We start from the raw sequence: 24,873 nt of genomic DNA, 5'->3' as shown, positions 1-24,873 counted from the left end.
ACAGTTCTACTTCCGTACAACTGACGTAACCGGTACTATCGAACTGCCAGAAGGCGTAGAGATGGTAATGCCAGGTGACAACATCAACATGGTAGTTAATCTGATTGCGCCAATCGCAATGGACGAAGGTCTGCGTTTCGCAATCCGTGAAGGCGGCCGTACTGTAGGTGCAGGTGTTGTTGCTAAAGTTATTGCTTAATCTTTGATTAGCAAAAAATTTTGAAAAAGAGGAGCCTTCGCTCCTCTTTTTTTTGTGCCATTGAAAATGATAGCTTTATTTAGCTCCACAATAAAATAGAAACAACAATTGAAATGAGAGTTATTTACATTTAGAATTTGACGATATACTTTATTTTATAGCTATAACGGCTGTCGAACCTAATTAAGTTCGTTAATGAGTACGTAAGTAGTTATAACATTATAAATAGTTAGAAGAGTGTTCCATGTATATCTGCCTCTGCAACGCAATAAGTGATAAAGCCATACGTAATGCTGTCCGACAGCAGAATGTTCGTTCTATCAGAGAGCTGAAAAACTTTGTGCCTGTAGGGAGTGATTGTGGAAAATGTGTGCGTCAAGCTCGCGAAATCATTAATGAAGAGATCTCTTCGCTACCCCCTATAATTAATGTTGCTTAAAATAAGCACAATTATCTTGCAATTGCTCTGCTTAATTAGTACTAAACTGTAGGTACTGGAAGCGGAGGAATTGATTATGAAAGGTGATAAAAAAATAATTGCCCATCTAAATAAACTTCTCGGTAACGAACTTGTCGCCATAAACCAGTATTTTTTACATGCCCGAATGTTTAAAAACTGGGGGTTAGTGCGCCTGAATGATGTTGAGTACCGTGAATCTATTGAAGAAATGAAACATGCAGATAAATATATTGAGCGTATTTTATTTCTGGAAGGTATCCCTAATTTACAGGATTTAGGTAAACTCAATATCGGTGAAGATGTCGAAGAGATGTTGCAATCCGATTTGGCACTGGAATTACGTGGTGCTCAGGATCTTAGAGAAGCAATTGTATACGCTGATTCAATTCACGATTATGTGAGCCGGGATTTGATGATTGAAGTCCTTGCAGATGAAGAAAATCATATAGACTGGCTGGAAACGCAGCTCGATTTGATTAAACGAATGGGAATACAAAACTATACTCAAGCCCATATTATCGAAGAAGAATAGAGTTTATTAACGCCCTGTAAATTCATATAGGGCGTTCATTTCTCAATATTTTTGCCTGCCCTTATTATTTCCCTGAATAAATTTCATCCTTGTCTTGCATTGTGAAGTGATTCGCGTATAATGCGCGAGCTAACCTACTTCGTAGGCTGATTTTTATCAGTGTGAGCGGTAATTTACCGCCATATTAAAATACTCCCGATATGGGGGTTATATATTGAACGATTACACTCCCCCATCAATCGAAATGGGTGCGAGGAGTAATTATTTACGTTTATAAAATAGTTGGAGCTCTGGTCTCATGCAGAACCAAAGAATCCGTATCCGCCTTAAAGCATTTGATCATCGTTTGATCGATCAATCAACTGCGGAAATCGTAGAGACCGCTAAGCGCACTGGTGCGCAGGTTCGTGGTCCGATCCCGCTGCCGACTCGTAAAGAGCGTTTTACCGTTCTGATTTCTCCGCACGTTAATAAAGATGCGCGTGATCAGTACGAAATTCGCACTCACAAACGTCTGGTTGACATCGTTGAGCCAACCGAGAAAACCGTTGATGCTCTGATGCGTCTGGATCTGGCTGCCGGTGTAGACGTGCAGATCAGCCTGGGTTAATCAGGTCATTGAGCGATTGAGAGGTTGAAACAATGATTGGTTTAGTCGGTAAAAAAGTGGGCATGACTCGCATCTTCACTGAAGATGGCGTTTCAATCCCTGTAACTGTTATCGAAATCGAAAATAACCGTGTAACTCAAGTTAAAAACAAAGAGACTGACGGTTATCGTGCAATTCAGGTAACGACTGGTAGCAAAAAAGCAAACCGCGTTAACAAGCCTGAAGCAGGTCATTTCGCTAAAGCTGGCGTTGAAGCTGGTCGCATCCTGCGTGAATTCCGTCTGTCTGAAGACGATGCAGAGTTCGCTGTAGGTCAAAGCATTAGTGTTGAAATTTTCGCTGACGTTAAAAAAGTCGACGTTACTGGTACATCTAAAGGTAAAGGTTTCGCGGGTACTGTTAAACGCTGGAACTTCCGTACTCAAGATGCTACGCACGGTAACTCCCTGTCTCACCGTGTTCCGGGTTCTATCGGTCAGAACCAGACTCCGGGCAAGGTGTTCAAAGGTAAGAAAATGGCAGGCCAACTGGGTAATGAGCGTGTAACCGTTCAGAGCCTAGATGTAGTACGTGTTGACGCAGAGCGCAACCTGCTGCTGGTCAAAGGTGCTGTACCTGGTGCAACCAACAGCAACCTGATCGTAAAACCGGCTGTCAAGGCGTAACGTCGAGGAGATAGGAATGGAATTGGTATTGAAAGACGCGCAAAGCGCGCTGACTGTTTCCGAAACTACCTTCGGGCGTGATTTCAATGAAGCGCTTGTGCATCAAGTAGTTGTTGCGTATGCAGCTGGTGCTCGTCAAGGTACTCGTGCTCAGAAAACTCGTGCTGAAGTTTCTGGTTCTGGTAAAAAACCGTGGCGTCAAAAAGGCACTGGCCGTGCGCGTTCTGGTTCAATTAAGAGCCCAATCTGGCGCTCTGGTGGTGTAACTTTCGCAGCGAAACCACAGGACCACAGTCAAAAAGTTAATAAAAAGATGTACCGTGGTGCTCTGAAAAGCATCCTGTCTGAATTGGTACGTCAAGATCGTCTGATCGTTGTCGAGAAGTTCTCTGTTGAAGCACCTAAAACTAAGCTGCTGGCACAGAAACTGAAAGAGATGGCTCTGGAAGACGTGCTGATCGTCACTGGTGAAGTTGATGAGAACCTGTTCTTAGCAGCTCGTAACTTGTACAAAGTTGACGTCCGTGATGCAGCGGGTATCGATCCAGTAAGCCTGATTGCCTTCGACAAAGTGGTTATGACTGCTGACGCTGTGAAGCAAGTTGAGGAGATGCTGGCATGATCCGTGAAGAACGTCTGCTGAAAGTACTGCGCGCGCCGCACGTATCTGAAAAAGCTTCTACAGCGATGGAAAAAAGCAACACCATCGTTCTCAAAGTTGCGAGAGACGCGACTAAAGCAGAAGTTAAAGCTGCTGTGCAGAAACTGTTTGAAGTCGAAGTTGAAGGTGTGAACACTTTGCTGGTTAAAGGTAAAGTTAAACGCCACGGTCAGCGTATTGGTCGTCGTAGCGACTGGAAAAAAGCTTACGTCACCCTGAAAGAAGGCCAGAACCTGGACTTCGTTGGCGGCGCTGAGTAAGTCGGAGGAGTAAAGAACAATGGCAATTGTTAAATGTAAACCTACGTCTCCGGGCCGTCGCCACGTTGTTAAAGTGGTTAACCCTGAGCTGCATAAGGGCAAACCTTATGCTCCGCTGTTAGAAAAAAACAGCAAAACTGGTGGTCGTAACAACAATGGTCGTATTACCACTCGTCACATCGGTGGCGGCCATAAACAGCACTATCGTCTGATTGACTTCAAACGTAACAAAGACGGTATCCCTGCTGTTGTTGAGCGTCTGGAATATGATCCAAACCGTTCAGCAAACATCGCGCTGGTTCTGTATAAAGACGGCGAGCGTCGTTACATCCTGGCTCCTAAAGGCCTGAAAGCTGGCGATCAAATCCAGTCTGGTGCAGATTCTGCAATCAAAGCTGGTAATGCTCTGCCAATGCGCAATATCCCGGTTGGTTCTACTGTTCACAACATAGAAATGAAACCAGGTAAAGGTGGCCAGCTGGCTCGTTCAGCAGGTACTTATGCTCAGATCGTTGCACGTGATGGTTCTTATGTAACCCTGCGTCTGCGTTCTGGTGAAATGCGTAAAGTACTGGCTGACTGCCGTGCGACTTTAGGTGAAGTTGGTAACGCAGAACACATGCTACGCGTTCTGGGTAAAGCTGGTGCAAGCCGCTGGCGTGGTATTCGTCCTACCGTTCGTGGTACGGCGATGAACCCAGTTGACCATCCACACGGTGGTGGTGAAGGTCGTAACTTTGGTAAACACCCTGTAACTCCATGGGGCATCCAGACCAAAGGTAAGAAGACCCGTAGTAACAAACGTACTGATCAATACATCGTACGTCGCCGTTCTAAAAAATAATTAGAGGATAAACCATGCCACGTTCTCTCAAGAAAGGTCCATTTATTGACCTGCACTTGCTGAAGAAGGTAGAGAAAGCGGTGGAAAGCGGAGACAAAAAGCCTATTAAGACTTGGTCCCGTCGTTCAACGATCTTTCCTAACATGATCGGTTTGACCATCGCTGTCCATAATGGTCGTCAGCATGTTCCAGTTTTTGTTTCCGACGAAATGGTTGGTCACAAACTGGGTGAATTCGCGCCGACCCGTACTTATCGCGGCCATGCGGCCGATAAAAAGGCTAAGAAGCGCTAAGGTAGGAGGAAGAGATGGAAACTATCGCTAAACATCGCCACGCTCGTTCTTCTGCTCAGAAGGTTCGCCTTGTGGCTGACCTGATCCGCGGTAAGAAAGTGTCGCAAGCTCTGGAAACTCTGACCTATACCAACAAGAAAGCTGCTGGTTTAGTGAAGAAAGTACTTGAGTCTGCTATTGCTAACGCAGAACACAACGATGGCGCTGACATCGATGATCTGAAAGTTGCGAAAATTTTCGTAGACGAAGGTCCAACCATGAAGCGCATTATGCCTCGTGCCAAAGGCCGTGCAGATCGTATCCTGAAGCGCACCAGCCACATTACTGTGGTTGTGTCCGATCGCTGAGACTCTGGAGACTAGCAATGGGTCAGAAAGTACATCCTAATGGTATTCGTCTGGGTATTGTCAAACCTTGGAACTCTACCTGGTATGCGAATACCAAAGAATTCGCTGACAACCTAGACAGCGACTTTAAAGTTCGCCAGTACTTGAATAAAGAACTGGTTAAAGCATCTATTTCACGTATCGTTATCGAACGTCCTGCGAAAAGCATCCGTGTGACTATTCACACTGCTCGCCCAGGTATCGTAATCGGTAAAAAAGGTGAAGACGTAGAAAAACTGCGCAAAGCTGTAGCGGACATCGCTGGTGTTCCTGCGCAGATTAATATTGCCGAAGTGCGCAAACCTGAGCTGGACGCGAAACTGGTTGCTGACAGCATCAGCTCACAGCTGGAACGTCGTGTTATGTTCCGCCGTGCTATGAAGCGTGCTGTACAGAACGCAATGCGTCTGGGCGCTAAAGGCATCAAAGTGGAAGTAAGCGGCCGTCTGGGCGGTGCTGAAATCGCGCGTACTGAATGGTATCGTGAAGGTCGTGTACCTCTGCACACTCTGCGTGCAGATATCGACTACAACACTTCAGAAGCGCACACCACTTATGGTGTAATCGGCGTTAAGGTATGGATCTTCAAAGGTGAGATCCTGGGTGGTATGGCTGCTGTTGAACAGGCGGAAAAACCGGCTGCTCAACCTAAAAAGCAGCAGCGTAAAGGCCGCAAGTAAGGAGAGTCGCTGATGTTACAACCAAAGCGTACGAAATTCCGTAAAGTGCATAAAGGCCGTAACCGCGGTCTGGCTGCCGGTGCGGATGTTAGCTTCGGCACTTTCGGTCTGAAAGCTGTGGGCCGTGGTCGTTTGACTGCACGTCAAATCGAAGCGGCACGTCGTGCTATGACCCGTGCAATTAAGCGTCAAGGTAAAATCTGGATCCGTGTGTTCCCAGACAAACCAATCACTGAAAAGCCACTCGAAGTGCGTATGGGTAAAGGTAAAGGTAACGTAGAGTATTGGGTTGCCTTGATCCAGCCTGGTAAAGTCCTGTATGAAATGGACGGTGTGTCTGAAGAGCTGGCCCGTGAAGCATTCAAGCTGGCGGCAGCGAAACTGCCTATCAAAACCACCTTTGTAACTAAGACGGTGATGTAATGAAAGCACAAGAGCTGCGCGAAAAAAGCGTTGAAGAGCTGAACACTGAGCTGCTGAACCTGTTACGTGAACAGTTTAATCTGCGTATGCAGGCGGCAAGCGGCCAGCTGCAACAGTCTCATCTGTTGAAACAAGTGCGTCGTAATATTGCACGCGTTAAGACTTTACTGACTGAGAAGGCGGGTGCGTAATGACCGATAAAATCCGTACTCTGCAAGGTCGTGTTGTTAGCGACAAAATGGAAAAATCCATTGTTGTTGCTATTGAACGCAAGGTGAAACACCCACTGTATGGTAAATTCATCAAGCGTACGACTAAGTTGCACGTACATGACGAGAACAATGAATGTGGAATTGGTGATGTAGTGGAAATCCGCGAAACCCGTCCACTGTCTAAGACTAAATCTTGGGCCTTAGTTCGCGTTGTAGAGAAAGCGGTTCTATAATAGGGCGTTATCTCATAAGAAATAAACGGCTCAAAAAATAACAGGGCCGTTTATTTTTCTGTCCATCGCGAAGATGTGGTGTTATAATGCCGCGCCCTCGTAGTGTGGGATATTAAAACGGCTTCTTTAAAAATAAAGTGGCTCAGTAGTAGTTGACATTTAGCGGAGCACTAAAATGATCCAAGAACAGACTATGCTGAACGTGGCCGACAACTCCGGTGCACGTCGCGTAATGTGTATCAAGGTTCTAGGTGGCTCGCACCGTCGATACGCACATGTCGGTGATATCATCAAGATCACCATCAAGGAAGCAATTCCTCGTGGTAAAGTCAAAAAAGGTGATGTCCTGAAAGCGGTAGTGGTGCGCACCAAGAAGGGTGTTCGTCGCCCGGACGGTTCTGTCATTCGCTTCGATAGCAACGCTTGCGTATTGTTGAACAACAATAGTGAGCAGGTTATCGGTACGCGTATTTTTGGGCCGGTAACTCGTGAACTTCGTAATGAAAAGTTCATGAAAATTATCTCTCTGGCACCTGAAGTACTCTAAGGAGCAGGCAATGGCAGCGAAAATCCGTCGTGATGACGAAATTATCGTGCTGACTGGTAAAGACAAAGGTAAGCGCGGTAAAGTAAAACAGGTTCTTTCTTCTGGTAAAGTTATCGTTGAAGGTATCAATCTGGTTAAAAAACATCAGAAGCCAGTTCCGGCTCTGAATCAACCAGGTGGCATCGTTGAAAAAGAAGCAGCAATTCAGGTTTCTAACGTTGCAATCTTTAATGCAGAAACCGGCAAGGCTGACCGTGTAGGTTTTAGATTCGAAGACGGCAAAAAAGTACGTTTCTTCAAATCTAATAACGAAACTATCAAGTAATTTGGAGTATACGATGGCGAAACTGCATGATTACTACAAAGACGAGGTAGTCCAGAAACTGATGAGTCAGTTTGGTTACCATTCTGTCATGCAAGTCCCTCGGGTCGAGAAGATCACCCTGAACATGGGTGTTGGTGAAGCAATCGCTGACAAGAAACTGCTGGACAATGCAGCAGCTGATTTGGCAGCAATTTCTGGTCAAAAACCACTGATCACCAAAGCACGCAAATCAGTTGCAGGCTTCAAAATCCGTCAGGGCTATCCAATCGGCTGTAAAGTAACCCTGCGTGGCGAACGCATGTGGGAGTTCTTTGAGCGCCTGATTTCTATTGCTGTACCACGTATTCGTGACTTCCGTGGCTTGTCCGCTAAGTCATTTGATGGCCGCGGTAACTACAGCATGGGTGTTCGTGAGCAAATCATCTTCCCTGAAATCGATTACGATAAAGTGGATCGTGTACGTGGTTTGGATATTACCATCACCACTACTGCGAAATCTGATGATGAAGGCCGCGCACTGTTGGCTGCGTTTAACTTCCCGTTCCGCAAGTAAGGCAGGGTATTCATGGCTAAGCAATCAATGAAAGCACGTGATGTAAAACGTGCGAAATTAGCTGAGAAATTCTTCGCAAAACGCGTTGAACTGAAAGCGATCATCTCTGATGTGAACGCATCTGATGAAGACCGTTGGAATGCTGTTCTCAAGCTGCAAACACTGCCACGTGATTCCAGCCCTTGCCGTCAGCGTAACCGCTGCCGTCAAACTGGGCGTCCGCATGCATTTTTGCGGAAGTTTGGGTTGAGCCGTATTAAAGTCCGTGAAGCCGCAATGCGCGGTGAAATCCCGGGCCTTAAAAAGGCTAGCTGGTAATTGTCACCAATTGAATCACGGGAGTAAAGACAGATGAGCATGCAAGATCCGATCGCGGATATGCTGACCCGTATCCGTAACGGTCAGGCCGCGAATAAAGTTGCGGTCACCATGCCTTCCTCCAAGCTGAAAGTGGCAATTGCCAACGTGCTGAAGGAAGAAGGTTATATTGAAGATTTTAAAATCGAAGGCGACACCAAGCCAGAACTGGAAGTGACTCTGAAGTACTTCCAAGGCAAGGCTGTTGTAGAAAGCATTCAGCGTGTAAGCCGCCCAAGTCTGCGCATCTATAAGAAAAAAGATGAGCTGCCACAAGTTATGGCTGGCTTGGGTATCGCTGTTATTTCTACCTCTAAAGGTGTAATGACTGATCGTGCAGCTCGCCAGGCTGGTCTGGGTGGCGAGATTCTCTGCTACGTAGCTTAATTCGGGAGGAAAGAATGTCTCGTGTTGCAAAAGCACCCGTCGTCATTCCTGCCGGCGTAGAGGTTAAACTCAACGGTCAGGTTATTTCGATTAAGGGTAAAAACGGCGAATTGAGTCGTGAAATCCACAGCGCAGTTGAAGTTACACATGCAGATAACCAACTGACTTTCGCTCCACGCGAAGGTTTTGCAGATGCTTGGGCACAGGCGGGTACAACTCGTTCTCTGCTGAATGCAATGGTTATCGGTGTTAACGAAGGCTTCACGAAGAAGCTCCAACTGGTAGGTGTTGGTTACCGTGCGGCAGTTAAAGGCAACTCTGTTAGCTTGTCTTTAGGCTTCTCGCATCCGGTTGAACATCAACTGCCTGCAGGCATTACTGCGGAATGCCCATCACAAACTGAAATCGTACTGAAAGGTGCTGATAAGCAGGTGATTGGTCAGGTTGCGGCAGATCTGCGTGCCTATCGTCGTCCTGAGCCATACAAAGGCAAGGGTGTTCGTTACGCCGATGAAATCGTGCGTACCAAAGAGGCTAAGAAGAAGTAAGGTAACACTATGGATAAGAAAGCAGCTCGTATCCGTCGTGCGACCCGCGCACGCCGCAAGCTCCAGGAACTGGGTGCAACTCGCCTGGTGGTACATCGTACCCCTCGCCATATTTATGCGCAGGTTATCGCACCAAATGGTTCTGAAACTCTGGTGGCAGCTTCTACAACAGAAAAAGCTATCAGTGAACAACTGAAATTCACTGGAAACAAAGAAGCCGCAGCAGTAGTTGGTAAAATTGTTGCTGAACGCGCTCTGGAAAAAGGTATTGCAAACGTATCCTTTGACCGTTCTGGTTTCCAATATCATGGTAGAGTCCAGGCACTGGCAGATGCTGCCCGTGAAGCTGGCCTTCAGTTCTAAGGTAGAGGTGTAAGATGGCTCACATCGAAAAACAAGCTGGCGAACTGCAGGAAAAGCTGATCGCGGTAAACCGCGTATCTAAAACCGTTAAAGGTGGCCGTATTTTCAGCTTTACAGCACTGACTGTAGTTGGTGATGGTAACGGTCGCGTTGGTTTTGGCTACGGCAAAGCACGCGAAGTTCCGGCAGCGATCCAGAAAGCGATGGAAAAAGCACGTCGCAATATGAAAACAGTCGCACTTAACAGCGGCACTCTGTACCACCCAGTGAAAGGCGGACACACCGGTTCTCGCGTGTTCATGCAGCCTGCTCATGAAGGTACAGGTATCATCGCAGGTGGTGCGATGCGTGCTGTTCTGGAAGTAGCTGGAGTTCGTAACGTACTGGCGAAAACCTATGGTTCCACTAACCCAATCAATGTGGTTCGTGCAACTCTGGATGCTTTAGACAGCATGAAGTCTCCAGAAATGGTCGCAGCTAAGCGTGGCAAATCCGTCGAAGAAATTCTGGGGTAATGACCATGGCTAAGACTATCAAAATTACTCAGGTTCGCAGTTCAATTGGTCGTTTGCCTAAGCACAAGGCAACTCTGACTGGTTTAGGTCTGCGTCGCATTGGTCATACTGTTGAGCGCGAAGATACACCAGCGGTTCGCGGTATGGTCAACTTGGTTTCCTATATGGTTAAAGTTGAGGAGTAACAGATGCGCTTAAATACTCTGTCTCCGGCTGAAGGTGCCAAGCACGCATCTAAACGTGTAGGTCGTGGTATCGGTTCTGGTCTGGGTAAAACTGGCGGCCGTGGTCACAAAGGTCAGAAGTCTCGTTCTGGCGGTGGCGTACGTCGTGGTTTCGAAGGTGGCCAGATGCCTCTGTACCGTCGTTTACCAAAATTTGGTTTTACTTCACGTAAAGCAATGGTTACAGCAGAAATTCGTCTGTCTGACTTTGCTCACGTTGAAGGCGATGTTATCGATCTGAATGCACTGAAAGCTGCTAACATTGTTGGCCCTCAAATTGAGTTCGCGAAAGTTATGCTTTCTGGCGAAGTCAATCGCGCAGTAACTGTGCGTGGCTTGCGTGTTACTAAAGGCGCCCGTGCTGCAATTGAAGCTGCTGGCGGTAAAATTGAGGAATAAGTAACAGATGGCTAAACAACCAGGATTAGATTTTCAAAGTGCCAAAGGCGGATTAGGTGAGTTAAAACGCAGACTTTTGTTTGTTATTGGAGCTCTGATTGTTTTCCGTATTGGCTCTTTTATTCCAATCCCTGGTATTGATGCCACTGTGCTTGCCAAATTGCTCGAACAGCAAAGAGGCACCATCATTGAAATGTTCAACATGTTCTCTGGTGGTGCTTTAAGCCGTGCTTCTATCTTTGCACTGGGTATAATGCCGTATATTTCTGCATCTATTATTATCCAGTTGCTAACTGTGGTTAACCCTCGCTTAGCAGAGATTAAGAAGGAAGGGGAAGCTGGTCGTCGTAAGATCAGTCAGTACACCCGTTATGGCACATTAGTGCTGGCAATATTCCAGTCAATAGGTATTGCAACTGGGCTGCCGAATATGCCTGGGATGCAAGGTTTGGTTATCAATCCGGGTCTTGCATTCTACTTCACGGCTGTTGTAAGTTTGGTCACAGGAACTATGTTCTTGATGTGGCTGGGTGAGCAGATTACTGAACGAGGTATTGGTAACGGTATTTCAATCATAATCTTTGCTGGTATCGTTGCGGGTCTTCCGCCTGCAATTGGTCACACCATCGAGCAAGCTCGGCAAGGCGATCTGCACTTCCTCCTGTTGCTGTTGGTTGCAGTCTTAGTGTTTGCAGTAACTTTCTTCGTTGTTTTCATGGAGCGTGGTCAACGTCGTATCGTTGTTAACTACGCGAAACGTCAGCAAGGTCGTAGAGTTTTTGCAGCACAAAGTACACATTTACCGTTGAAAGTGAATATGGCTGGGGTTATCCCCGCGATTTTTGCTTCCAGTATTATTTTGTTCCCTGGTACCATAGCCTCTTGGTTTGGTAGTGGAGCAAACTGGAATTGGTTGACAACTATTTCTATGTATTTGCAGCCAGGTCAACCGCTTTATGTGTTATTGTATGCATCTGCAATCATCTTCTTCTGTTTCTTCTATACGGCTTTGGTGTTCAATCCAAGAGAAACGGCAGATAACCTGAAGAAGTCCGGTGCATTTGTACCAGGAATTCGTCCGGGAGAGCAAACGGCTAAGTACATCGATAAAGTAATGACTCGTCTGACCTTAGTTGGTGCGTTATATATTACTTTTATCTGCTTAATCCCGGAGTTCATGCGTGATGCAATGAAAGTTCCATTCTATTTTGGTGGTACTTCCCTACTGATTGTAGTTGTCGTCATCATGGACTTTATGGCTCAAGTGCAAACTCTGATGATGTCGAGTCAATATGAGTCTGCATTGAAGAAGGCAAACCTGAAAGGGTATAACCGCTAATCGGTTTGCTTGAGAAGTTACGGAGAGTAAAAATGAAAGTTCGTGCTTCCGTCAAGAAATTATGTCGTAACTGCAAAATCGTTAAACGTAACGGTATCGTTCGTGTGATTTGCAGTGCAGAGCCTAAGCATAAACAGCGCCAAGGCTAATTAATCGCATATTTTTCTTGCAAAGTTGGGTTGAGCTGGCTAAATTAGCCAGCCAATCTTTTTATCTGACAGCAACATTATTTGAGTATCCTGAAAACGGGCTTTTCAGAATTTTGTTGCAGTGAATAAATATTGTAGGAGTGCATAGTGGCCCGTATAGCAGGCATTAACATTCCTGATCAGAAACATACTGTAATCGCATTAACTTCGATTTACGGTATCGGTAAAACCCGCTCACAGGCTATCTGTGCGGCAACGGGTATTGCTGAAAATGTTAAGATCAGTGAGCTGTCTGAAGAGCAAATTGACAAGCTGCGTGACGAAGTTGCTAAATACGTTGTAGAAGGTGATTTGCGTCGTGAAGTAACCCTGAGTATCAAACGTCTGATGGATCTTGGTTGCTATCGTGGTTTACGTCATCGTCGTGGTCTGCCGGTTCGCGGTCAGCGTACTAAGACCAATGCACGTACCCGTAAGGGTCCGCGTAAGCCGATCAAGAAATAATCGGGGTATTGAATAATGGCAAAAGCACCTATTCGTGCACGTAAGCGTGTAAGAAAACAAGTCTCTGACGGTGTGGCTCATATCCATGCTTCTTTCAACAACACCATCGTTACTATTACTGATCGTCAGGGTAACGCTTTGGGTTGGGCAACTGCCGGTGGTTCCGGTTTCCGAGGTTCTCGTAAATCTACTCCGTTTGCAGCTCAGGTTGCAGCAGAACGCTGTGCTGAAGCAGTAAAAGAATACGGAATTAAGAACCTGGAAGTTATGGTTAAAGGACCTGGTCCGGGCCGTGAGTCAACTATTCGCGCCCTGAACGCGGCTGGTTTCCGCATCACTAATATTACTGATGTGACTCCGATCCCTCATAACGGTTGTCGTCCACCGAAAAAACGTCGCGTTTAATATACGTCTTCGTTTTTAGGATTGTTGGAGAAAGAAAATGGCAAGATATTTGGGTCCTAAGCTCAAGCTGAGCCGTCGCGAGGGTACAGACCTTTTCCTGAAGTCTGGCGTTCGCGCGATTGACACCAAGTGTAAGTTAGAACAAGCACCAGGCCAGCACGGCGCACGCAAACCGCGTCTGTCTGACTACGGTGTTCAGTTACGTGAGAAACAAAAAGTTCGTCGTACATACGGTGTTCTGGAGCGTCAATTCCGTAACTACTATAAAGAAGCTACCCGTCTGAAAGGCAACACAGGTGAAAACCTGCTGACTTTGCTGGAAGGTCGCTTAGATAACGTCGTTTATCGTATGGGTTTTGGCGCGACTCGTGCTGAATCACGTCAGATGGTAAGCCACAAGGCTATCATGGTAAATGGTCGCGTTGTTAACATCGCTTCTTATCAGGTATCCCCGAATGACGTAGTCAGCGTTCGTGAAAAAGCGAAAAAGCAGGCTCGTATTAAGGCAGCTTTAGAGCTGGCTGAGCAGCGTGAGAAACCAACTTGGTTGGAAGTTGATGCTGCGAAGATGGAAGGTGTGTTCAAGCGTAATCCTGAACGTACTGATCTATCCGCTGACATTAACGAACACCTGATCGTCGAGCTTTACTCTAAGTAAAGCTTAGCACCAAAGAGAGGACACAATGCAGGGTTCTGTGACAGAGTTTCTAAAACCGCGCCTGGTAGATATCGAGCAAGTCAGTTCGACGCACGCCAAGGTGACCCTTGAGCCATTAGAGCGTGGCTTTGGCCATACTCTTGGCAACGCACTGCGCCGTATTCTGCTTTCGTCTATGCCGGGTTGTGCGGTGACTGAGGTTGAGATTGATGGTGTACTGCATGAGTACAGCACCAAAGAAGGTGTACAGGAAGATATCCTGGAGATTCTCCTCAATCTGAAAGGGCTGGCGGTGAAAGTTCAGGGCAAAGATGAAGTCATCCTTACCTTGAATAAATCTGGCATTGGCCCTGTGACTGCAGCCGACATCATCCATGATGGTGATGTTGAAATCGTCAAGCCGCAGCACGTAATCTGCCATCTGACTGACGAAAGCGCTTCCATTAGCATGCGTATTAAAGTTCAGCGCGGTCGTGGTTATGTGCCGGCTTCTGCCCGAATTCATTCGGAAGAAGATGAGCGCCCTATCGGTCGTTTGTTAGTAGATGCTTGCTATAGCCCAGTAGAGCGTATTGCCTACAATGTTGAAGCAGCTCGTGTAGAACAGCGTACTGACTTGGATAAGCTGGTTATCGAGATGGAGACTAACGGTACAATCGATCCTGAAGAGGCGATTCGCCGTGCAGCTACTATTCTGGCTGAACAACTAGAAGCTTTCGTTGATTTACGTGACGTACGTCAACCAGAGATTAAAGAAGAGAAGCCTGAGTTTGATCCGATACTGCTGCGCCCTGTTGACGATCTGGAATTGACTGTCCGCTCTGCTAACTGCCTTAAGGCAGAAGCTATCCACTACATCGGTGATCTGGTACAGCGTACTGAGGTTGAGTTACTTAAAACACCTAATCTGGGTAAAAAATCTCTTACTGAGATTAAAGACGTACTGGCTTCACGTGGACTTTCTCTGGGCATGCGTCTGGAAAACTGGCCACCAGCAAGTATTGCTGATGAATAACTAGATCACAGGTTAAGGTTTTACTGAGAAGGATAAGGTCATGCGCCATCGTAAGAGTGGTCGTCAATTGAACCGCAACAGCAGCCATCGCCAAGCTATGTTCCGTAACATGGCAGGTTCTTTGGTTCGTCATGAAATCATCAAGACGACTCTGCCTAAAGCGAAAGAACTGCGTCGCGTCGTTGAGCCGCTGATTACTCTTGCCAAGACCGACAACGTAGCTAATCGTCGTCTGGCATTCGCCCGTACTCGTGATAACGAAATCGTGGCAAAACTGTTTAATGAACTGGGCCCGCGTTTTGCGAGCCGCGCAGGTGGTTACACTCGTATTCTGAAGTGTGGCTTCCGTGCAGGTGACAATGCACCGATGGCATACATCGAGCTTGTTGACCGCGCCGCTGAGTCTCAGACAGAAGCAGCATCTGCAGAGTAATCTGCAGAAGCATAAAAAACCGGGATAATACCCGGTTTTTTATCGACTTTTAATTTATCCTATCAATACTTCTTCACTCCATCTTATTCTCTTCAATTATTTTCTGAACAGTACATCCAAGCGATGATTTATTAATCTATTCTGGTAGTATTGATTTTATTCTCTCGTTTGATTAGAGGTTGCTATGTATCGCATCGGTCAATTGGCTAGGTTAGCGAATGTTACACCTGATACTGTTCGCTTTTATGAGAAACAAGGGTTGATGGAACATGAAGAAAGAACAGAAAGTGGCTATAGGCTTTATACAAAACAGGACTTACAGCGATTACGCTTTATTCGCTATGCAAAGCAATTGGGCTTTACATTAGAAACTATTGTAGAGTTACTTTCTATTCGCGTTGATCCTGAACATCATACTTGCCAAGAATCTAAGAAAATCGTTGATACTAGATTACAAGAAATAGAAGAAAAATTATTAGAAATGCAAAAAATGCGTGACTCTTTAAAAATGCTGAGTGATGCTTGTTGTGGTAGTGCGCATACCAGTACTTATTGCTCTATATTGGAAATATTAGAAGAAGGAGCAACAAGGAAATGATTTTTCTTTATTATCTTGAGCATTAAGAGTACTATTGTTAAGTTATATTTAATCAAATAACTATATTTTGAGGTCACTATGACAACATATCGCCATAAAAAAGGTGTTATCAAAGATAATGCTATAGAAGCGCTTCTACATGACCCTTTATTCAGACAGCGTGTAGAGAAGAATAAAAAAGGCAAGGGAAGTTATAATCGTAAAGCAAAACATGGGAAAAGTAGTGGTTGGGAGGCCAATGATAATAATTTTTTCAAGTTGTTATCATTGGCCTTCTAATTTTCTAAGTACAAATATTTCTGACTTGATAGGAGTGTAAGTGCCTTATAGAAAGAATGGGCTTGGTTGGAATAGTTTTTCTACTTCAGGAACAAATTTTTTATCTGTAATAAACATGATCACATGATCACCTTGTTGAATGATACTGTAATCATTAGCGATGATAACTTCTTCTCCGCGAACAATAGCACCAATAGTTGTTCCTGATGGGAGTTTTATATCTCCTATTTTTCGCCCAACGACTTTAGATGTATGTTCGTCGCCATGAGCGATGGCTTCAATAGCTTCAGCAACTCCTCGCCTTAATGAAAATACACTGACGATATCGGCTTTGCGGACATGACCAAGTAGTGCAGATACTGTAGCCTGTTGGGGTGAGATGGCTATATCAATGACACCACCCTGAACTAAATCAACGTATGCACTGCGTTGGATAAGTACCATTGCTTTTTTGGCTCCCATTCGTTTTGCAAGCATAGCTGACATGATATTAGCTTCATCATCGTTGGTTAGTGCAATGAAAACATCGACTTGTTCGATATGCTCTTCTGTCAGTAGCTCTTGGTCAGAGGCATCACCATAAAATACAATAGTATCGTGTAATAGCTCTGCGAGTTCAGTTGCTCTTTCTTGATTATGCTCAATAAGCTTAACGCTATAATCTTTTTCAAGGCGTAATGCTAAACCTGCACCAACATTTCCACCACCAACAATCATGATACGTTTGTATGGTTTTTCTAGACGCTGTAGTTCACTCATTACAGCTCTGATATGCTGTGATGCAGCAACAAAAAATACTTCGTCACCAGCCTCAATAACTGTAGAACCTTGTGGTCTTATTGGGCGGTCTTGCCGAAATATTGCGGCAACTTTGCTATCGATATGCGGCATATGTTCACGAAGAGAAGATAAGGCATTTCCCACAAGTGAGCCACCATAATAAGCTTTTACTGCAACAATACTGACACGTCCTTCTGAGAAGTTAACAACCTGTAAAGCTCCCGGATATTGGATTAGCTTGTAGATGTAATCTATAACTAACTGTTCTGGAGATATCAAATAATCGATAGGAATATCTCCGGGCTTAAATAGTTTTTCTGATTCACGAATATATTCTGATGAACGGATTCTGGCGACTTTATTCGGGGTATTAAATAGAGAATAGGCGATCTGGCATGCGATCATGTTGGTTTCATCTGAATTTGTAACAGCAACTAGCATATCAGCATCTTCAGCTCCGGCTTCTCTCAATACCCTGGGATGAGAGCCATGGCCATTTACAACCCGGAGATCAAATTTGTCCTGCAACTGGCGTAAGCGATCAGTATCAGTATCAACAACAGTAATATCATTGTTTTCATCAACCAAATTTTCAGCTAATGTTCCACCAACTTGACCAGCACCTAGGATAATTATCTTCATAGCTACTCTCTTTATGTGTTAAAAGTCGCAATTATTTTGCTATCTTAGCAAAGTCATTACATTCTCTCGCTCTATCGAGCGAGAGAAAAGCTATTCTACTATTGCTTAGTCAATCGAGCATAAAAGAAGCCATCACCCCCCTCTATTTCTGGAATAATTTGAATTCCTGGTATTTCGTGTGTGCCTGTTCCAGAGAGTTTGGCGTCTGTATGGCGTTTTAAGAATGCTTTAATTTGTTCATTATTTTCATCAGGTAAAATTGAGCATGTGGCATAAACCAAAGTCCCGCCTTTTTTTAAGTACGGCCAAATAGCATCCAGAATTTCAGATTGTAGTATAACTAACTGATCAATATCCTCATTTCTTCTTAACCATTTGATATCTGGATGGCGACGGATCACACCTGTTGCTGAACATGGTGCATCAAGGAGAATACGATCAAACTGTTCTCCGTCAGCCCATTTGTGCGGAAAACGTCCATCACCAGTCTTGATGACAGCGTTTAAATTAAGGCGTTGTAAATTTTCTTCCACACGCTTAATTCTTTGTTCATCAATATCAACGGCAAGCACTTTGGCGTTTGGTGCCATCTCAAGTATGTGAGTTGTTTTTCCACCTGGGGCTGCACAAAGATCAAGTATTTTTTCTTCATCAGATGGTATTAGTAATTCAGCACAACCTTGTGCAGAACGGTCTTGAATGGTGACCCAGCCTTTATCAAATCCGGGTAGCATATTGACGGGACAAGGATTCAATAGGCGAATTGCATTGGGATGACCTTCATCTAATTCTGCGGCTATATTGGCTTTTTGCAGCAAGGTAAGGTATTCATTAGCAGAGTGATGTATCTGATTAACACGCAACCACATAGGTGGTTTTTGATTATTCGCATTGACAATATGTTGCCAATTATGTGGATAAGCTTTCTGAATTCGAGTTAATAGCCATTTGGGGTGGAAATGATGAGTGGCATCATTAGATTTTTCGACAAGCTTTTGTTGTTGACGCTGAAATTGTCGAAGAACACCATTAATTAGTCCTTTCAATTGTGGACGTTTTAAACTGATTGCTCCATTAACTGTTTCTGCAATCGAAGCATGGGCAGGTATGCGTGTATACGTAAGTTGATACATTCCAACCATGATCAAATAATGGAAAATGCGTTGCTTACCTTTTAATGGTTTTGCCATTAATTGGGCTATAAACCATTCCAACTGAGGTAAAACTCTCATTACACCAAAGCAGAGTTCCTGAAGGAGAGCTTTATCTTTATCAGATATTTTTTGTTGGAGTTCAGGTATAACAGTGCTGAGTGACTGTCCTTGCTCCAGCACTTGGTTAATCGCTTTTGCAGCGATGCTTCGCAGGTTATATGTATTTTTCATTGCATGGTCAAAAGCTGAATTTCATCAGCATAATAATAGTAGTAGAAAGCGAGAAGATGCCTGTATGCTGACACCATACAGGCAGTGAATATTAGTTGATTTTGTGACCCGGAATGAACCACTCGCGCTTAGAGTTTAATAAATCGGCAGCTGACATTGCTTTTTTGCCAGGAGGCTGCAATTGAGTAATATTCAATATCCCATCAGCTGTAGCAACCTGAATGCCTTTTTTATCCGCATGAACAATTGTCCCTGGGGATTGCTCCGATTTCCCGTTAATAGCACTAGCCTTCCATACCTTGATGGGGTGCTCATCAATAAAGAAATAGCTCATTGGCCAAGGATTGAATGCACGAACACAACGTTCAAGCTGGGTTGCAGATAAACTCCAATCCATTCTTGCCTCATCTTTGCTGAGTTTTTCGGCGTAGGTGGCAAGGTGATTATCTTGGCTTTCAGGCTGGCTATTGCCTGATGTGATTAGATTTAATGTATCGAGTAACGCATCAGAGCCGATATCAGCAAGTTTATCATACAGGCTGGCAGTCGTATCTTCGTTTGTAATTGGGCAGGTTGCTTTTAACAGCATATCACCTGTATCAAGGCCTGCATCCATTTGCATAATTGTTACTCCTGTTTCTTTATCCCCGGCCCAGATAGCCCGCTGAATCGGTGCAGCACCGCGCCAATTAGGTAATAAAGAACCGTGAACATTGAGACACCCTAACGATGGTATATCTAATACTGCTTGGGGAAGGATCAAACCATATGCAACGACAACCATGATATGGGCTTGTTGTTCCATGACCCATTGTTGGCTTTCTTCTGTACGTAATGTTTTTGGCTGAAAAACAGGAATATGATGCTCTTCAGCCAATACTTTTACAGGACTTGGTGTCAGTTTTTTACCCCTTCCTGCCGGTTTATCTGGCTGAGTGAGTACGCCGACAATTTGATGTTGAGATTTTAATAAGGCCGCCAAGTGGTGAGCCGCAAAATCAGGGGTTCCGGCAAAAATAATACGTAAAGAATTAGGCACTGTTATTTCCTACAATGATAAAGTTTACTTTGCTTTGGCTCTTAGTCGATCAATTTTCTCGACTTTCTGGCGAATACGCTGGCGTTTTAACGGAGATAGGTAATCTACGAAGAGTTTACCGAGTAAGTGATCCATTTCATGTTGAATACAAATCGCCAATAGACCATCGGCTTCCAGCTCAAACGGTTGACCGTAATAATCCAGAGCCTTAATTTTTACTTGCTCGAATCGTGGCACAAATGCACGTTGTTCAGGAACTGATAAACAACCTTCTTCGATACCTGTTTCCCCCGACTCGGTTACTAATTCTGGATTAATAAGTACAAGTCTCTGATCACGGTTCTCTGAAACATCAATAACAACAATTCTCTGATGAATATCAACTTGAGTTGCTGCTAAGCCGATCCCTTCTTCTGCGTACATCGTTTCAAACATATCATCAATGATACGTTGGATTTTTGCATCGACTTTTTCAACTGGCTTGGCAACTGTGCGAAGCCGCTCATCTGGATAATGTAATACTTGTAAAACTGACATATATGTTTAGAACTGCATCCAAAAAGTGAGTGATAATTAGCGCCTATTCTAGACATTTCCTGATTAGATTGACAGTATTGCCTACAAATTAATCATGTAAGTATGACGATGTATCGAGTCAGGATGACAATAATGGAAGAGATGGAAATATGGCTGAGGATGAAAATGGTTTCTCATCTTTCAGCTGAAAAAGCAGTGCCTATTATCGAGCGCCTGCTACAGATTAAAAGTATTAATCATACTGTGATGAGGGATTGTGGTTTATCACCCGCACAGTGTGTACAGTTTTTAAAAGCAAACCCTTCTACTCTGCTTTCCAGCCTTAATTGGCTGGAACAATCAGGAAATCATTTATTGACCTTTTCTGATCCTGAGTATCCCTCTTTATTAAGGCAAATTTATTCCCCTCCACTCGCTCTTTTTGTATCAGGAAAAGTGAACATTCTATCTGAGAAACAAGTTGCAATGGTAGGTAGTCGGTCGGCAAGCTTTTACGGAGAAAAGTGGGGAAGGGTGTTCGCTGGGGGGCTGGCAGAAAATGGAGTGGTAATAACCAGTGGGCTGGCGGTCGGGATTGATGGTATCTGTCATCAGGCTGCTATTGATGTAGGTGGAAGAACGGTTGCTGTATTGGGGAGTGGCCTTAAGTATATCTATCCTAATCGCCATCGAGCTTTGGCCTGCTGTATTAAAGAAAATGGTGCTTTGGTTTCTGAATTTTTCCCTGACACACCGCCTAAAGCTAAAAACTTCCCAAGACGAAATCGGATTATTAGCGGATTAAGCCTGGCGATTCTTATTGTAGAAGCTCACCAAAAGAGTGGTTCATTGATCACAGCACGCTGTGCACTTGAACAAGGGAGGGATATTTTTGCATTACCGGGTCCATTAGGAGGGCCTTCAAGTGAAGGGAATCACTGGCTAATTAAGCAAGGAGCTTATTTAGCAACCAGTGTGATTGATATAATGGAAAATATTAATGCTAATTTTCAATGGGTTAATTTGGAACAAGAGGATAATAAACAATTTGAGCAAACAGAGTTGCCATTTGCTGATGTGCTGGTTAACGTAAGTGATGTAGTTACACCTGTTGATATAATTGCTCAGCGTTCTTCTCTTCCTATTACAGAAGTCATGACTCAATTATTGGAGCTTGAGCTAATGGGAAAAGTAGTTGTTGTTGCTGGTGGCTATATTCGGGTGAATTGAGATATTGAATTTTCTCTCGCCTGAATTTTATGGTTTTCCAATAAATATCGTGATTAGTGTTCAGTGAGTAAGGCATGTCTAAAAAAGTACCCTTTACAGTAAAACAAGCAGAATATTGCATTGAGTGTGGGGATAAATTAGTAATCCGCAACGGGACTCATGGCACCTTTTATGCTTGTTCTAATTACCCATCATGCTGTTATGTTCGACCGTTAAAGATATCATCAGATGGACATATTATTAAGGAACTTGATGGACAAATTTGTTCTGAGTGCGGTTCAACTTTGGTTTTACGGCAAGGGCGATATGGTATGTTTATTGGCTGTAGCAATTATCCAGAGTGTAATCATATTGAATTAATTGATAAGCCTGATGACACTTCAGTTAATTGTCCTCAGTGCCAACAAGGGAAATTACTTCAACGTAAGTCGCGATTTGGTAAAACATTTCACGCTTGTAATCGATATCCTGAATGCCAGTTCATACTGAATAATAAACCGGTACAGGGTGAGTGTGAGCTTTGTCATTATCCTTTGTTGATAGAAAAGAAAACGGTTCAAGGCATTAAACTGTTTTGTGCCAGTAAGTTGTGCAGAAAACAGCAATCCATTGAAACAGAGAAATAAAATGAGTAATGAAGTCTCTCCTGAATTTGATGTAATTATTACGGCTTTAAAAGAAGAAAAAGTCATTGCTTATCCAACAGAAGCCGTTTTTGGATTGGGCTGCGATCCTGACAGCGAAAAAGCGGTTAATGAATTATTGTTACTAAAAAATAGACCCAAGGAAAAAGGGTTAATCCTCATTGCTGATGATTATGAGAGGTTATGCCCCTATATTGATGATAGGCAGTTGGGTAATGAGCAAAAAAAGACGATCTTTTCTTTTTGGCCGGGACCGGTGACATGGGTTATACCAGCCAAATCCATAACGCCAAAGTGGTTGACTGGGAAATTTTCAACATTGGCAGTCCGTGTGACCGATCATCCTTTAGTCAGAGAATTGTGTACCCTTTATGGCAAACCTCTTGTATCAACCAGTGCAAATCTCAGCGGATTGGAACCATGTCGGAGTTCAGAAGAAGTTCGTCGGCAATTCGGTAATGATTTTCCCGTGCTGGAAGGGGAAGTTGGTGGACGTAAGAACCCATCAGAAATCAGGGATGCTTTGACAGGTAAACTATATCGGCAAGGGTAGGGAATAATGGATAGATTCGCAGTTTTTGGTAATCCAATTGCTCACAGTAAATCTCCTTATATTCATCAATTATTTGCCCAACAAACGGGTATTGAGCACCAATATGGGAGGGTACTGGCTCCATTAGAATGCTTTGAACAAGTATTGGAGCAATTTTTTAAGCAAGGTGGTTTAGGGGCGAATATTACTGTTCCCTTTAAGGAGCGTGCTTATGAGTGTGCACATCAACTGAGTGAGCGAGCGAAACGCTGCGGTGCAGTTAACACACTCAAGCTAATTGAAAATAATCAACTTTTGGGTGATAACACTGATGGAGTCGGATTATTTGCCGATTTGCAGCGACTTAATTTCATTAGTAAAGGGCAGAATGTTCTGATTATTGGGGCTGGTGGTGCAGCAAAAGGGGTAATATCTCCCTTATTAGACTTTGGATGTAGTGTAACTATTACTAATCGCACTTTTACACGTGCGCAAGGTATAGTGAATATGTTTTCTTCATTTGGTCATATTCAGGCCGTTGAAATACAGTCTCTTTTAGCCCCTGATTTTGATCTGATCATCAACGCTACCGCTTCTGGTCTTGATGGGAGTGTACCTGAAATATCACCATCAATTTTTCGTAATGATAGTGCTTGTTATGACATGTACTATCAAAGCCAGTTAACTCCTTTTCTTCATTTTGCCCAACGGAATGGAGTCTCATGTTTGGCTGATGGATTAGGGATGCTAGTGGGGCAAGCGGCACATGCCTTTGAACTTTGGCATGGTGTCTTACCGGAAGTAGAACCTGTTTTAGCTGCTTTAAGAGAAGAATTATACTAATGAATCAAGCAATTCAGTTTCCTGATCGTGAAGAGTGGGATGAGCAGGAGAATAAAGTTATCTTTCCTGCTATGGTAAACGGGCTATTGGTGCAGTGCCTGATCAGTGCTGATGAATTAACTCAGCGTTATGGTAATGACTTTCATCCACTTAAGCTATTTCGTCAACATCGTTGGGATTTGGAAGAGGAATTTGAAGAAACCATCCTACGTGGGCAGGATGATCAATTTGGGCGTTACTCTTTATCGTCTGATATATCGGCTAAGTAATTATCTTTCCAGTGGACATAATTATTAGCAGAATAAAGCAGCCCTTCCAGTTCTTCATGCTTGAGTTTTCTCACTTGCTTGACGGGGCTGCCTATATATAGATATCCACTTTCTAATATTTTTCTTGGTGGAACAAGGCTACCGGCTCCAATAATGACATTGTCTTCAATAATAGAACCATCAAGCAGAATTGAACCCATTCCAACAAGTACTCGGTTTCCAATTGAACAGCCATGTAACATTGCTTTGTGACCGACAGTGACGTCTTCACCTATGATTAGTGGGAAGCCATCAGGATTATCAGATGATTTATGAGTCACATGTAGAATAGAACCGTCCTGTATATTCGTACGAGATCCAATAGCAACATAATTGACATCACCACGGATGACAACCAATGGCCAGATACTCACATCATCAGCCAATCTGACATCGCCAATCACTATAGAAGAAGGGTCCAGCATCGTTCTTTGGCCAATTTGAGGCCGCAAGTTTAAGTAGTTACGTAAAACGGTAGACATAAAAACCTCAATAACGGTAAGAGAGCATAATATTGCATGGAATGTTATTGAAGAAAAGATCACCACATAATTGGTAAATTTGCATTAATTTCATCCTTATTGGACGGTTTTTATATTGGTGAGAGCAAAAAATAAGCGATCAAAAATAAAATTGCAAAAAAGGGTTGTCAGCGCCGTAAAACTCCCTATAATGCGCCACCACTGACCGACGCTGAGCTGAGACACGCCGCCGAGGACAGCGGGAAAAAAGCGAAAATAAACGCTTGACTCCCGAGGCGAAAAGCGTAAGATACGCAGCCTCGCAACACGGAAGAAACCTTCCGGTTGCCCCGCTCTTTAACAATTTATCAGACAATCTGTGTGGGCACTCGCAAGACCCTATCGACATGCCGAAAGGCAAAAAAGATTAAAGTCTT

The 24,873-nt window shown here is 44.1% G+C and carries 43 protein-coding genes; 38 read left to right on the top strand and 5 right to left on the bottom strand.

What is annotated here, in order from left to right; translation table 11 throughout:
- The 33 genes from Xinn_RS15665 to Xinn_RS15505 form a co-directional block, all read left to right on the top strand.
- Positions 1 to 199, top strand: a 199-nt coding sequence (locus Xinn_RS15665) for an EF-Tu C-terminal domain-related protein (protein WP_479688276.1), incomplete at its 5' end; no start/stop codon positions are given.
- Positions 200 to 443: 244 nt separating this feature from the next.
- Entirely contained in the window at positions 444 to 638 is a 195-nt protein-coding gene (bfd, locus tag Xinn_RS15660) for a bacterioferritin-associated ferredoxin (protein ID WP_086955000.1), read from the top strand.
- Positions 639 to 714: 76 nt separating this feature from the next.
- Positions 715 to 1,191, top strand: coding sequence for a bacterioferritin (gene bfr, locus Xinn_RS15655; RefSeq protein WP_086955001.1), 477 nt, complete (start codon positions 715 to 717; stop codon positions 1,189 to 1,191).
- Between the two features lie 298 nt (positions 1,192 to 1,489).
- A complete protein-coding gene (gene rpsJ, locus Xinn_RS15650) occupies positions 1,490 to 1,801 on the top strand; it encodes a 30S ribosomal protein S10 (protein WP_001181005.1) in 312 nt (103 codons plus the stop codon).
- A 32-nt stretch (positions 1,802 to 1,833) separates the two neighbouring features.
- Positions 1,834 to 2,466: a 50S ribosomal protein L3 gene (gene rplC, locus Xinn_RS15645; protein WP_086955002.1), complete on the top strand. Its 633-nt coding sequence runs from the start codon at positions 1,834 to 1,836 to the stop codon at positions 2,464 to 2,466.
- 16 nt (positions 2,467 to 2,482) lie between these two features.
- Positions 2,483 to 3,088 carry a 50S ribosomal protein L4 gene (rplD, locus tag Xinn_RS15640; protein WP_086955003.1) on the top strand — a complete coding sequence of 202 codons (606 nt, stop codon included), beginning with the start codon at positions 2,483 to 2,485 and terminating at the stop codon, positions 3,086 to 3,088.
- Positions 3,085 to 3,387, top strand: a complete 303-nt coding sequence (gene rplW / locus Xinn_RS15635; protein ID WP_086955004.1) for a 50S ribosomal protein L23 — start codon at positions 3,085 to 3,087, stop codon at positions 3,385 to 3,387. Before rplD ends, rplW begins: the two co-directional genes overlap by 4 nt.
- Positions 3,388 to 3,406: 19 nt before the next feature.
- Entirely contained in the window at positions 3,407 to 4,231 is an 825-nt protein-coding gene (rplB, locus tag Xinn_RS15630; protein WP_086955005.1) for a 50S ribosomal protein L2, read from the top strand.
- Between the two features lie 14 nt (positions 4,232 to 4,245).
- Positions 4,246 to 4,524 carry a 30S ribosomal protein S19 gene (gene rpsS / locus Xinn_RS15625; RefSeq protein WP_011148791.1) on the top strand — a complete coding sequence of 93 codons (279 nt, stop codon included), beginning with the start codon at positions 4,246 to 4,248 and terminating at the stop codon, positions 4,522 to 4,524.
- Positions 4,525 to 4,538: 14 nt separating this feature from the next.
- A complete protein-coding gene (gene rplV, locus Xinn_RS15620; protein ID WP_038240485.1) occupies positions 4,539 to 4,871 on the top strand; it encodes a 50S ribosomal protein L22 in 333 nt (110 codons plus the stop codon).
- Positions 4,872 to 4,888: 17 nt separating this feature from the next.
- A complete protein-coding gene (gene rpsC, locus Xinn_RS15615) occupies positions 4,889 to 5,590 on the top strand; it encodes a 30S ribosomal protein S3 (protein WP_010847482.1) in 702 nt (233 codons plus the stop codon).
- Between the two features lie 12 nt (positions 5,591 to 5,602).
- Complete coding sequence (rplP, locus tag Xinn_RS15610) at positions 5,603 to 6,013, top strand: 50S ribosomal protein L16 (protein ID WP_036773456.1); 411 nt, start codon at positions 5,603 to 5,605, stop codon at positions 6,011 to 6,013.
- Positions 6,013 to 6,204 (top strand): 50S ribosomal protein L29, encoded by a 192-nt coding sequence (gene rpmC / locus Xinn_RS15605; protein WP_010847484.1) that lies wholly within the window; start codon positions 6,013 to 6,015, stop codon positions 6,202 to 6,204. The genes rplP and rpmC overlap by 1 nt, the downstream gene beginning before the upstream one ends.
- Complete coding sequence (gene rpsQ, locus Xinn_RS15600) at positions 6,204 to 6,458, top strand: 30S ribosomal protein S17 (protein WP_086955006.1); 255 nt, start codon at positions 6,204 to 6,206, stop codon at positions 6,456 to 6,458. Before rpmC ends, rpsQ begins: the two co-directional genes overlap by 1 nt.
- A 175-nt stretch (positions 6,459 to 6,633) precedes the next feature.
- Positions 6,634 to 7,005 (top strand): 50S ribosomal protein L14, encoded by a 372-nt coding sequence (gene rplN, locus Xinn_RS15595; protein WP_010847486.1) that lies wholly within the window; start codon positions 6,634 to 6,636, stop codon positions 7,003 to 7,005.
- 10 nt (positions 7,006 to 7,015) lie between these two features.
- Positions 7,016 to 7,330: a 50S ribosomal protein L24 gene (rplX, locus tag Xinn_RS15590; protein WP_086955007.1), complete on the top strand. Its 315-nt coding sequence runs from the start codon at positions 7,016 to 7,018 to the stop codon at positions 7,328 to 7,330.
- A gap of 13 nt (positions 7,331 to 7,343) precedes the next feature.
- Positions 7,344 to 7,883 (top strand): 50S ribosomal protein L5, encoded by a 540-nt coding sequence (rplE, locus tag Xinn_RS15585; protein WP_004246952.1) that lies wholly within the window; start codon positions 7,344 to 7,346, stop codon positions 7,881 to 7,883.
- A gap of 12 nt (positions 7,884 to 7,895) precedes the next feature.
- Entirely contained in the window at positions 7,896 to 8,201 is a 306-nt protein-coding gene (rpsN, locus tag Xinn_RS15580) for a 30S ribosomal protein S14 (RefSeq protein WP_010847489.1), read from the top strand.
- Positions 8,202 to 8,234: 33 nt separating this feature from the next.
- The gene (gene rpsH, locus Xinn_RS15575) at positions 8,235 to 8,627 is read left to right on the top strand and encodes a 30S ribosomal protein S8 (RefSeq protein WP_086955008.1); all 393 of its coding nucleotides are present in this window, start codon (positions 8,235 to 8,237) and stop codon (positions 8,625 to 8,627) included.
- A gap of 14 nt (positions 8,628 to 8,641) precedes the next feature.
- Complete coding sequence (rplF, locus tag Xinn_RS15570; protein ID WP_086955009.1) at positions 8,642 to 9,175, top strand: 50S ribosomal protein L6; 534 nt, start codon at positions 8,642 to 8,644, stop codon at positions 9,173 to 9,175.
- 9 nt (positions 9,176 to 9,184) lie between these two features.
- Complete coding sequence (rplR, locus tag Xinn_RS15565) at positions 9,185 to 9,538, top strand: 50S ribosomal protein L18 (protein WP_086955010.1); 354 nt, start codon at positions 9,185 to 9,187, stop codon at positions 9,536 to 9,538.
- Positions 9,539 to 9,552: 14 nt separating this feature from the next.
- Complete coding sequence (gene rpsE, locus Xinn_RS15560) at positions 9,553 to 10,053, top strand: 30S ribosomal protein S5 (RefSeq protein WP_086955011.1); 501 nt, start codon at positions 9,553 to 9,555, stop codon at positions 10,051 to 10,053.
- 5 nt (positions 10,054 to 10,058) lie between these two features.
- Entirely contained in the window at positions 10,059 to 10,238 is a 180-nt protein-coding gene (rpmD, locus tag Xinn_RS15555; RefSeq protein WP_008913894.1) for a 50S ribosomal protein L30, read from the top strand.
- 3 nt (positions 10,239 to 10,241) lie between these two features.
- Positions 10,242 to 10,676, top strand: coding sequence for a 50S ribosomal protein L15 (gene rplO / locus Xinn_RS15550; RefSeq protein ID WP_086955012.1), 435 nt, complete (start codon positions 10,242 to 10,244; stop codon positions 10,674 to 10,676).
- A 7-nt stretch (positions 10,677 to 10,683) separates the two neighbouring features.
- Entirely contained in the window at positions 10,684 to 12,015 is a 1,332-nt protein-coding gene (gene secY / locus Xinn_RS15545) for a preprotein translocase subunit SecY (protein ID WP_086955013.1), read from the top strand.
- Between the two features lie 32 nt (positions 12,016 to 12,047).
- Positions 12,048 to 12,164: a 50S ribosomal protein L36 gene (gene rpmJ / locus Xinn_RS15540; RefSeq protein ID WP_012768118.1), complete on the top strand. Its 117-nt coding sequence runs from the start codon at positions 12,048 to 12,050 to the stop codon at positions 12,162 to 12,164.
- 147 nt (positions 12,165 to 12,311) lie between these two features.
- Positions 12,312 to 12,668: a 30S ribosomal protein S13 gene (rpsM, locus tag Xinn_RS15535; RefSeq protein ID WP_086955014.1), complete on the top strand. Its 357-nt coding sequence runs from the start codon at positions 12,312 to 12,314 to the stop codon at positions 12,666 to 12,668.
- Between the two features lie 15 nt (positions 12,669 to 12,683).
- Positions 12,684 to 13,073: a 30S ribosomal protein S11 gene (gene rpsK, locus Xinn_RS15530; RefSeq protein ID WP_002919257.1), complete on the top strand. Its 390-nt coding sequence runs from the start codon at positions 12,684 to 12,686 to the stop codon at positions 13,071 to 13,073.
- 37 nt (positions 13,074 to 13,110) lie between these two features.
- Entirely contained in the window at positions 13,111 to 13,731 is a 621-nt protein-coding gene (gene rpsD / locus Xinn_RS15525; RefSeq protein ID WP_086955015.1) for a 30S ribosomal protein S4, read from the top strand.
- A 25-nt stretch (positions 13,732 to 13,756) separates the two neighbouring features.
- Positions 13,757 to 14,746, top strand: a complete 990-nt coding sequence (locus Xinn_RS15520; RefSeq protein WP_086955016.1) for a DNA-directed RNA polymerase subunit alpha — start codon at positions 13,757 to 13,759, stop codon at positions 14,744 to 14,746.
- Between the two features lie 40 nt (positions 14,747 to 14,786).
- On the top strand, positions 14,787 to 15,179 hold the full coding sequence (gene rplQ, locus Xinn_RS15515; RefSeq protein WP_069317322.1) for a 50S ribosomal protein L17: 393 nt from the start codon (positions 14,787 to 14,789) through the stop codon (positions 15,177 to 15,179).
- Positions 15,180 to 15,363: 184 nt separating this feature from the next.
- Positions 15,364 to 15,777 (top strand): Zn(2+)-responsive transcriptional regulator, encoded by a 414-nt coding sequence (zntR, locus tag Xinn_RS15510; protein WP_086955017.1) that lies wholly within the window; start codon positions 15,364 to 15,366, stop codon positions 15,775 to 15,777.
- Between the two features lie 78 nt (positions 15,778 to 15,855).
- Positions 15,856 to 16,056: an alternative ribosome-rescue factor A gene (locus tag Xinn_RS15505; RefSeq protein ID WP_086955018.1), complete on the top strand. Its 201-nt coding sequence runs from the start codon at positions 15,856 to 15,858 to the stop codon at positions 16,054 to 16,056.
- A 45-nt stretch (positions 16,057 to 16,101) separates the two neighbouring features.
- Here the strand turns inward: Xinn_RS15505 and trkA are convergent, their stop codons facing one another.
- From trkA to def, 4 genes are all read right to left on the bottom strand, one after another.
- The gene (gene trkA / locus Xinn_RS15500; RefSeq protein WP_086955019.1) at positions 16,102 to 17,478 is read right to left on the bottom strand and encodes a Trk system potassium transporter TrkA; all 1,377 of its coding nucleotides are present in this window, start codon (positions 17,476 to 17,478) and stop codon (positions 16,102 to 16,104) included.
- A gap of 98 nt (positions 17,479 to 17,576) precedes the next feature.
- Positions 17,577 to 18,863 (bottom strand): 16S rRNA (cytosine(967)-C(5))-methyltransferase RsmB, encoded by a 1,287-nt coding sequence (gene rsmB, locus Xinn_RS15495; protein ID WP_086955020.1) that lies wholly within the window; start codon positions 18,861 to 18,863, stop codon positions 17,577 to 17,579.
- Positions 18,864 to 18,954: 91 nt separating this feature from the next.
- Complete coding sequence (gene fmt / locus Xinn_RS15490; RefSeq protein WP_086955021.1) at positions 18,955 to 19,902, bottom strand: methionyl-tRNA formyltransferase; 948 nt, start codon at positions 19,900 to 19,902, stop codon at positions 18,955 to 18,957.
- A 24-nt stretch (positions 19,903 to 19,926) separates the two neighbouring features.
- Positions 19,927 to 20,439, bottom strand: coding sequence for a peptide deformylase (gene def / locus Xinn_RS15485; RefSeq protein ID WP_086955022.1), 513 nt, complete (start codon positions 20,437 to 20,439; stop codon positions 19,927 to 19,929).
- A 132-nt stretch (positions 20,440 to 20,571) separates the two neighbouring features.
- Here def and dprA point away from each other — a divergent pair, with 132 nt between their 5' ends.
- The 5 genes from dprA to Xinn_RS15460 all read left to right on the top strand — a co-directional run bounded on the left by dprA (position 20,572) and on the right by Xinn_RS15460 (position 23,936).
- The gene (dprA, locus tag Xinn_RS15480; RefSeq protein WP_086955023.1) at positions 20,572 to 21,648 is read left to right on the top strand and encodes a DNA-protecting protein DprA; all 1,077 of its coding nucleotides are present in this window, start codon (positions 20,572 to 20,574) and stop codon (positions 21,646 to 21,648) included.
- Between the two features lie 74 nt (positions 21,649 to 21,722).
- Positions 21,723 to 22,274 carry a DNA topoisomerase family protein gene (locus Xinn_RS15475; protein WP_086955024.1) on the top strand — a complete coding sequence of 184 codons (552 nt, stop codon included), beginning with the start codon at positions 21,723 to 21,725 and terminating at the stop codon, positions 22,272 to 22,274.
- Position 22,275: 1 nt separating this feature from the next.
- Positions 22,276 to 22,845, top strand: coding sequence for an L-threonylcarbamoyladenylate synthase type 1 TsaC (gene tsaC / locus Xinn_RS15470; RefSeq protein ID WP_086955025.1), 570 nt, complete (start codon positions 22,276 to 22,278; stop codon positions 22,843 to 22,845).
- A 6-nt stretch (positions 22,846 to 22,851) separates the two neighbouring features.
- Positions 22,852 to 23,667 carry a shikimate dehydrogenase gene (aroE, locus tag Xinn_RS15465; protein WP_086955026.1) on the top strand — a complete coding sequence of 272 codons (816 nt, stop codon included), beginning with the start codon at positions 22,852 to 22,854 and terminating at the stop codon, positions 23,665 to 23,667.
- A complete protein-coding gene (locus Xinn_RS15460) occupies positions 23,667 to 23,936 on the top strand; it encodes a DUF1488 family protein (RefSeq protein WP_086955027.1) in 270 nt (89 codons plus the stop codon). Before aroE ends, Xinn_RS15460 begins: the two co-directional genes overlap by 1 nt.
- On the opposite strand, the gene Xinn_RS15455 is transcribed toward Xinn_RS15460, so the two are convergent.
- Positions 23,903 to 24,457: a gamma carbonic anhydrase family protein gene (locus Xinn_RS15455; protein ID WP_086955028.1), complete on the bottom strand. Its 555-nt coding sequence runs from the start codon at positions 24,455 to 24,457 to the stop codon at positions 23,903 to 23,905. The two genes, Xinn_RS15460 and Xinn_RS15455, sit on opposite strands and share 34 nt — an antisense overlap.
- Between the last annotated feature and the right edge of the window lie 416 nt (positions 24,458 to 24,873).

This window comes from Xenorhabdus innexi (assembly GCF_002632485.1).
GTDB classification, from domain to species: domain Bacteria; phylum Pseudomonadota; class Gammaproteobacteria; order Enterobacterales; family Enterobacteriaceae; genus Xenorhabdus; species Xenorhabdus innexi.
This window is presented reverse-complemented; position numbering and strand designations above follow the sequence as displayed.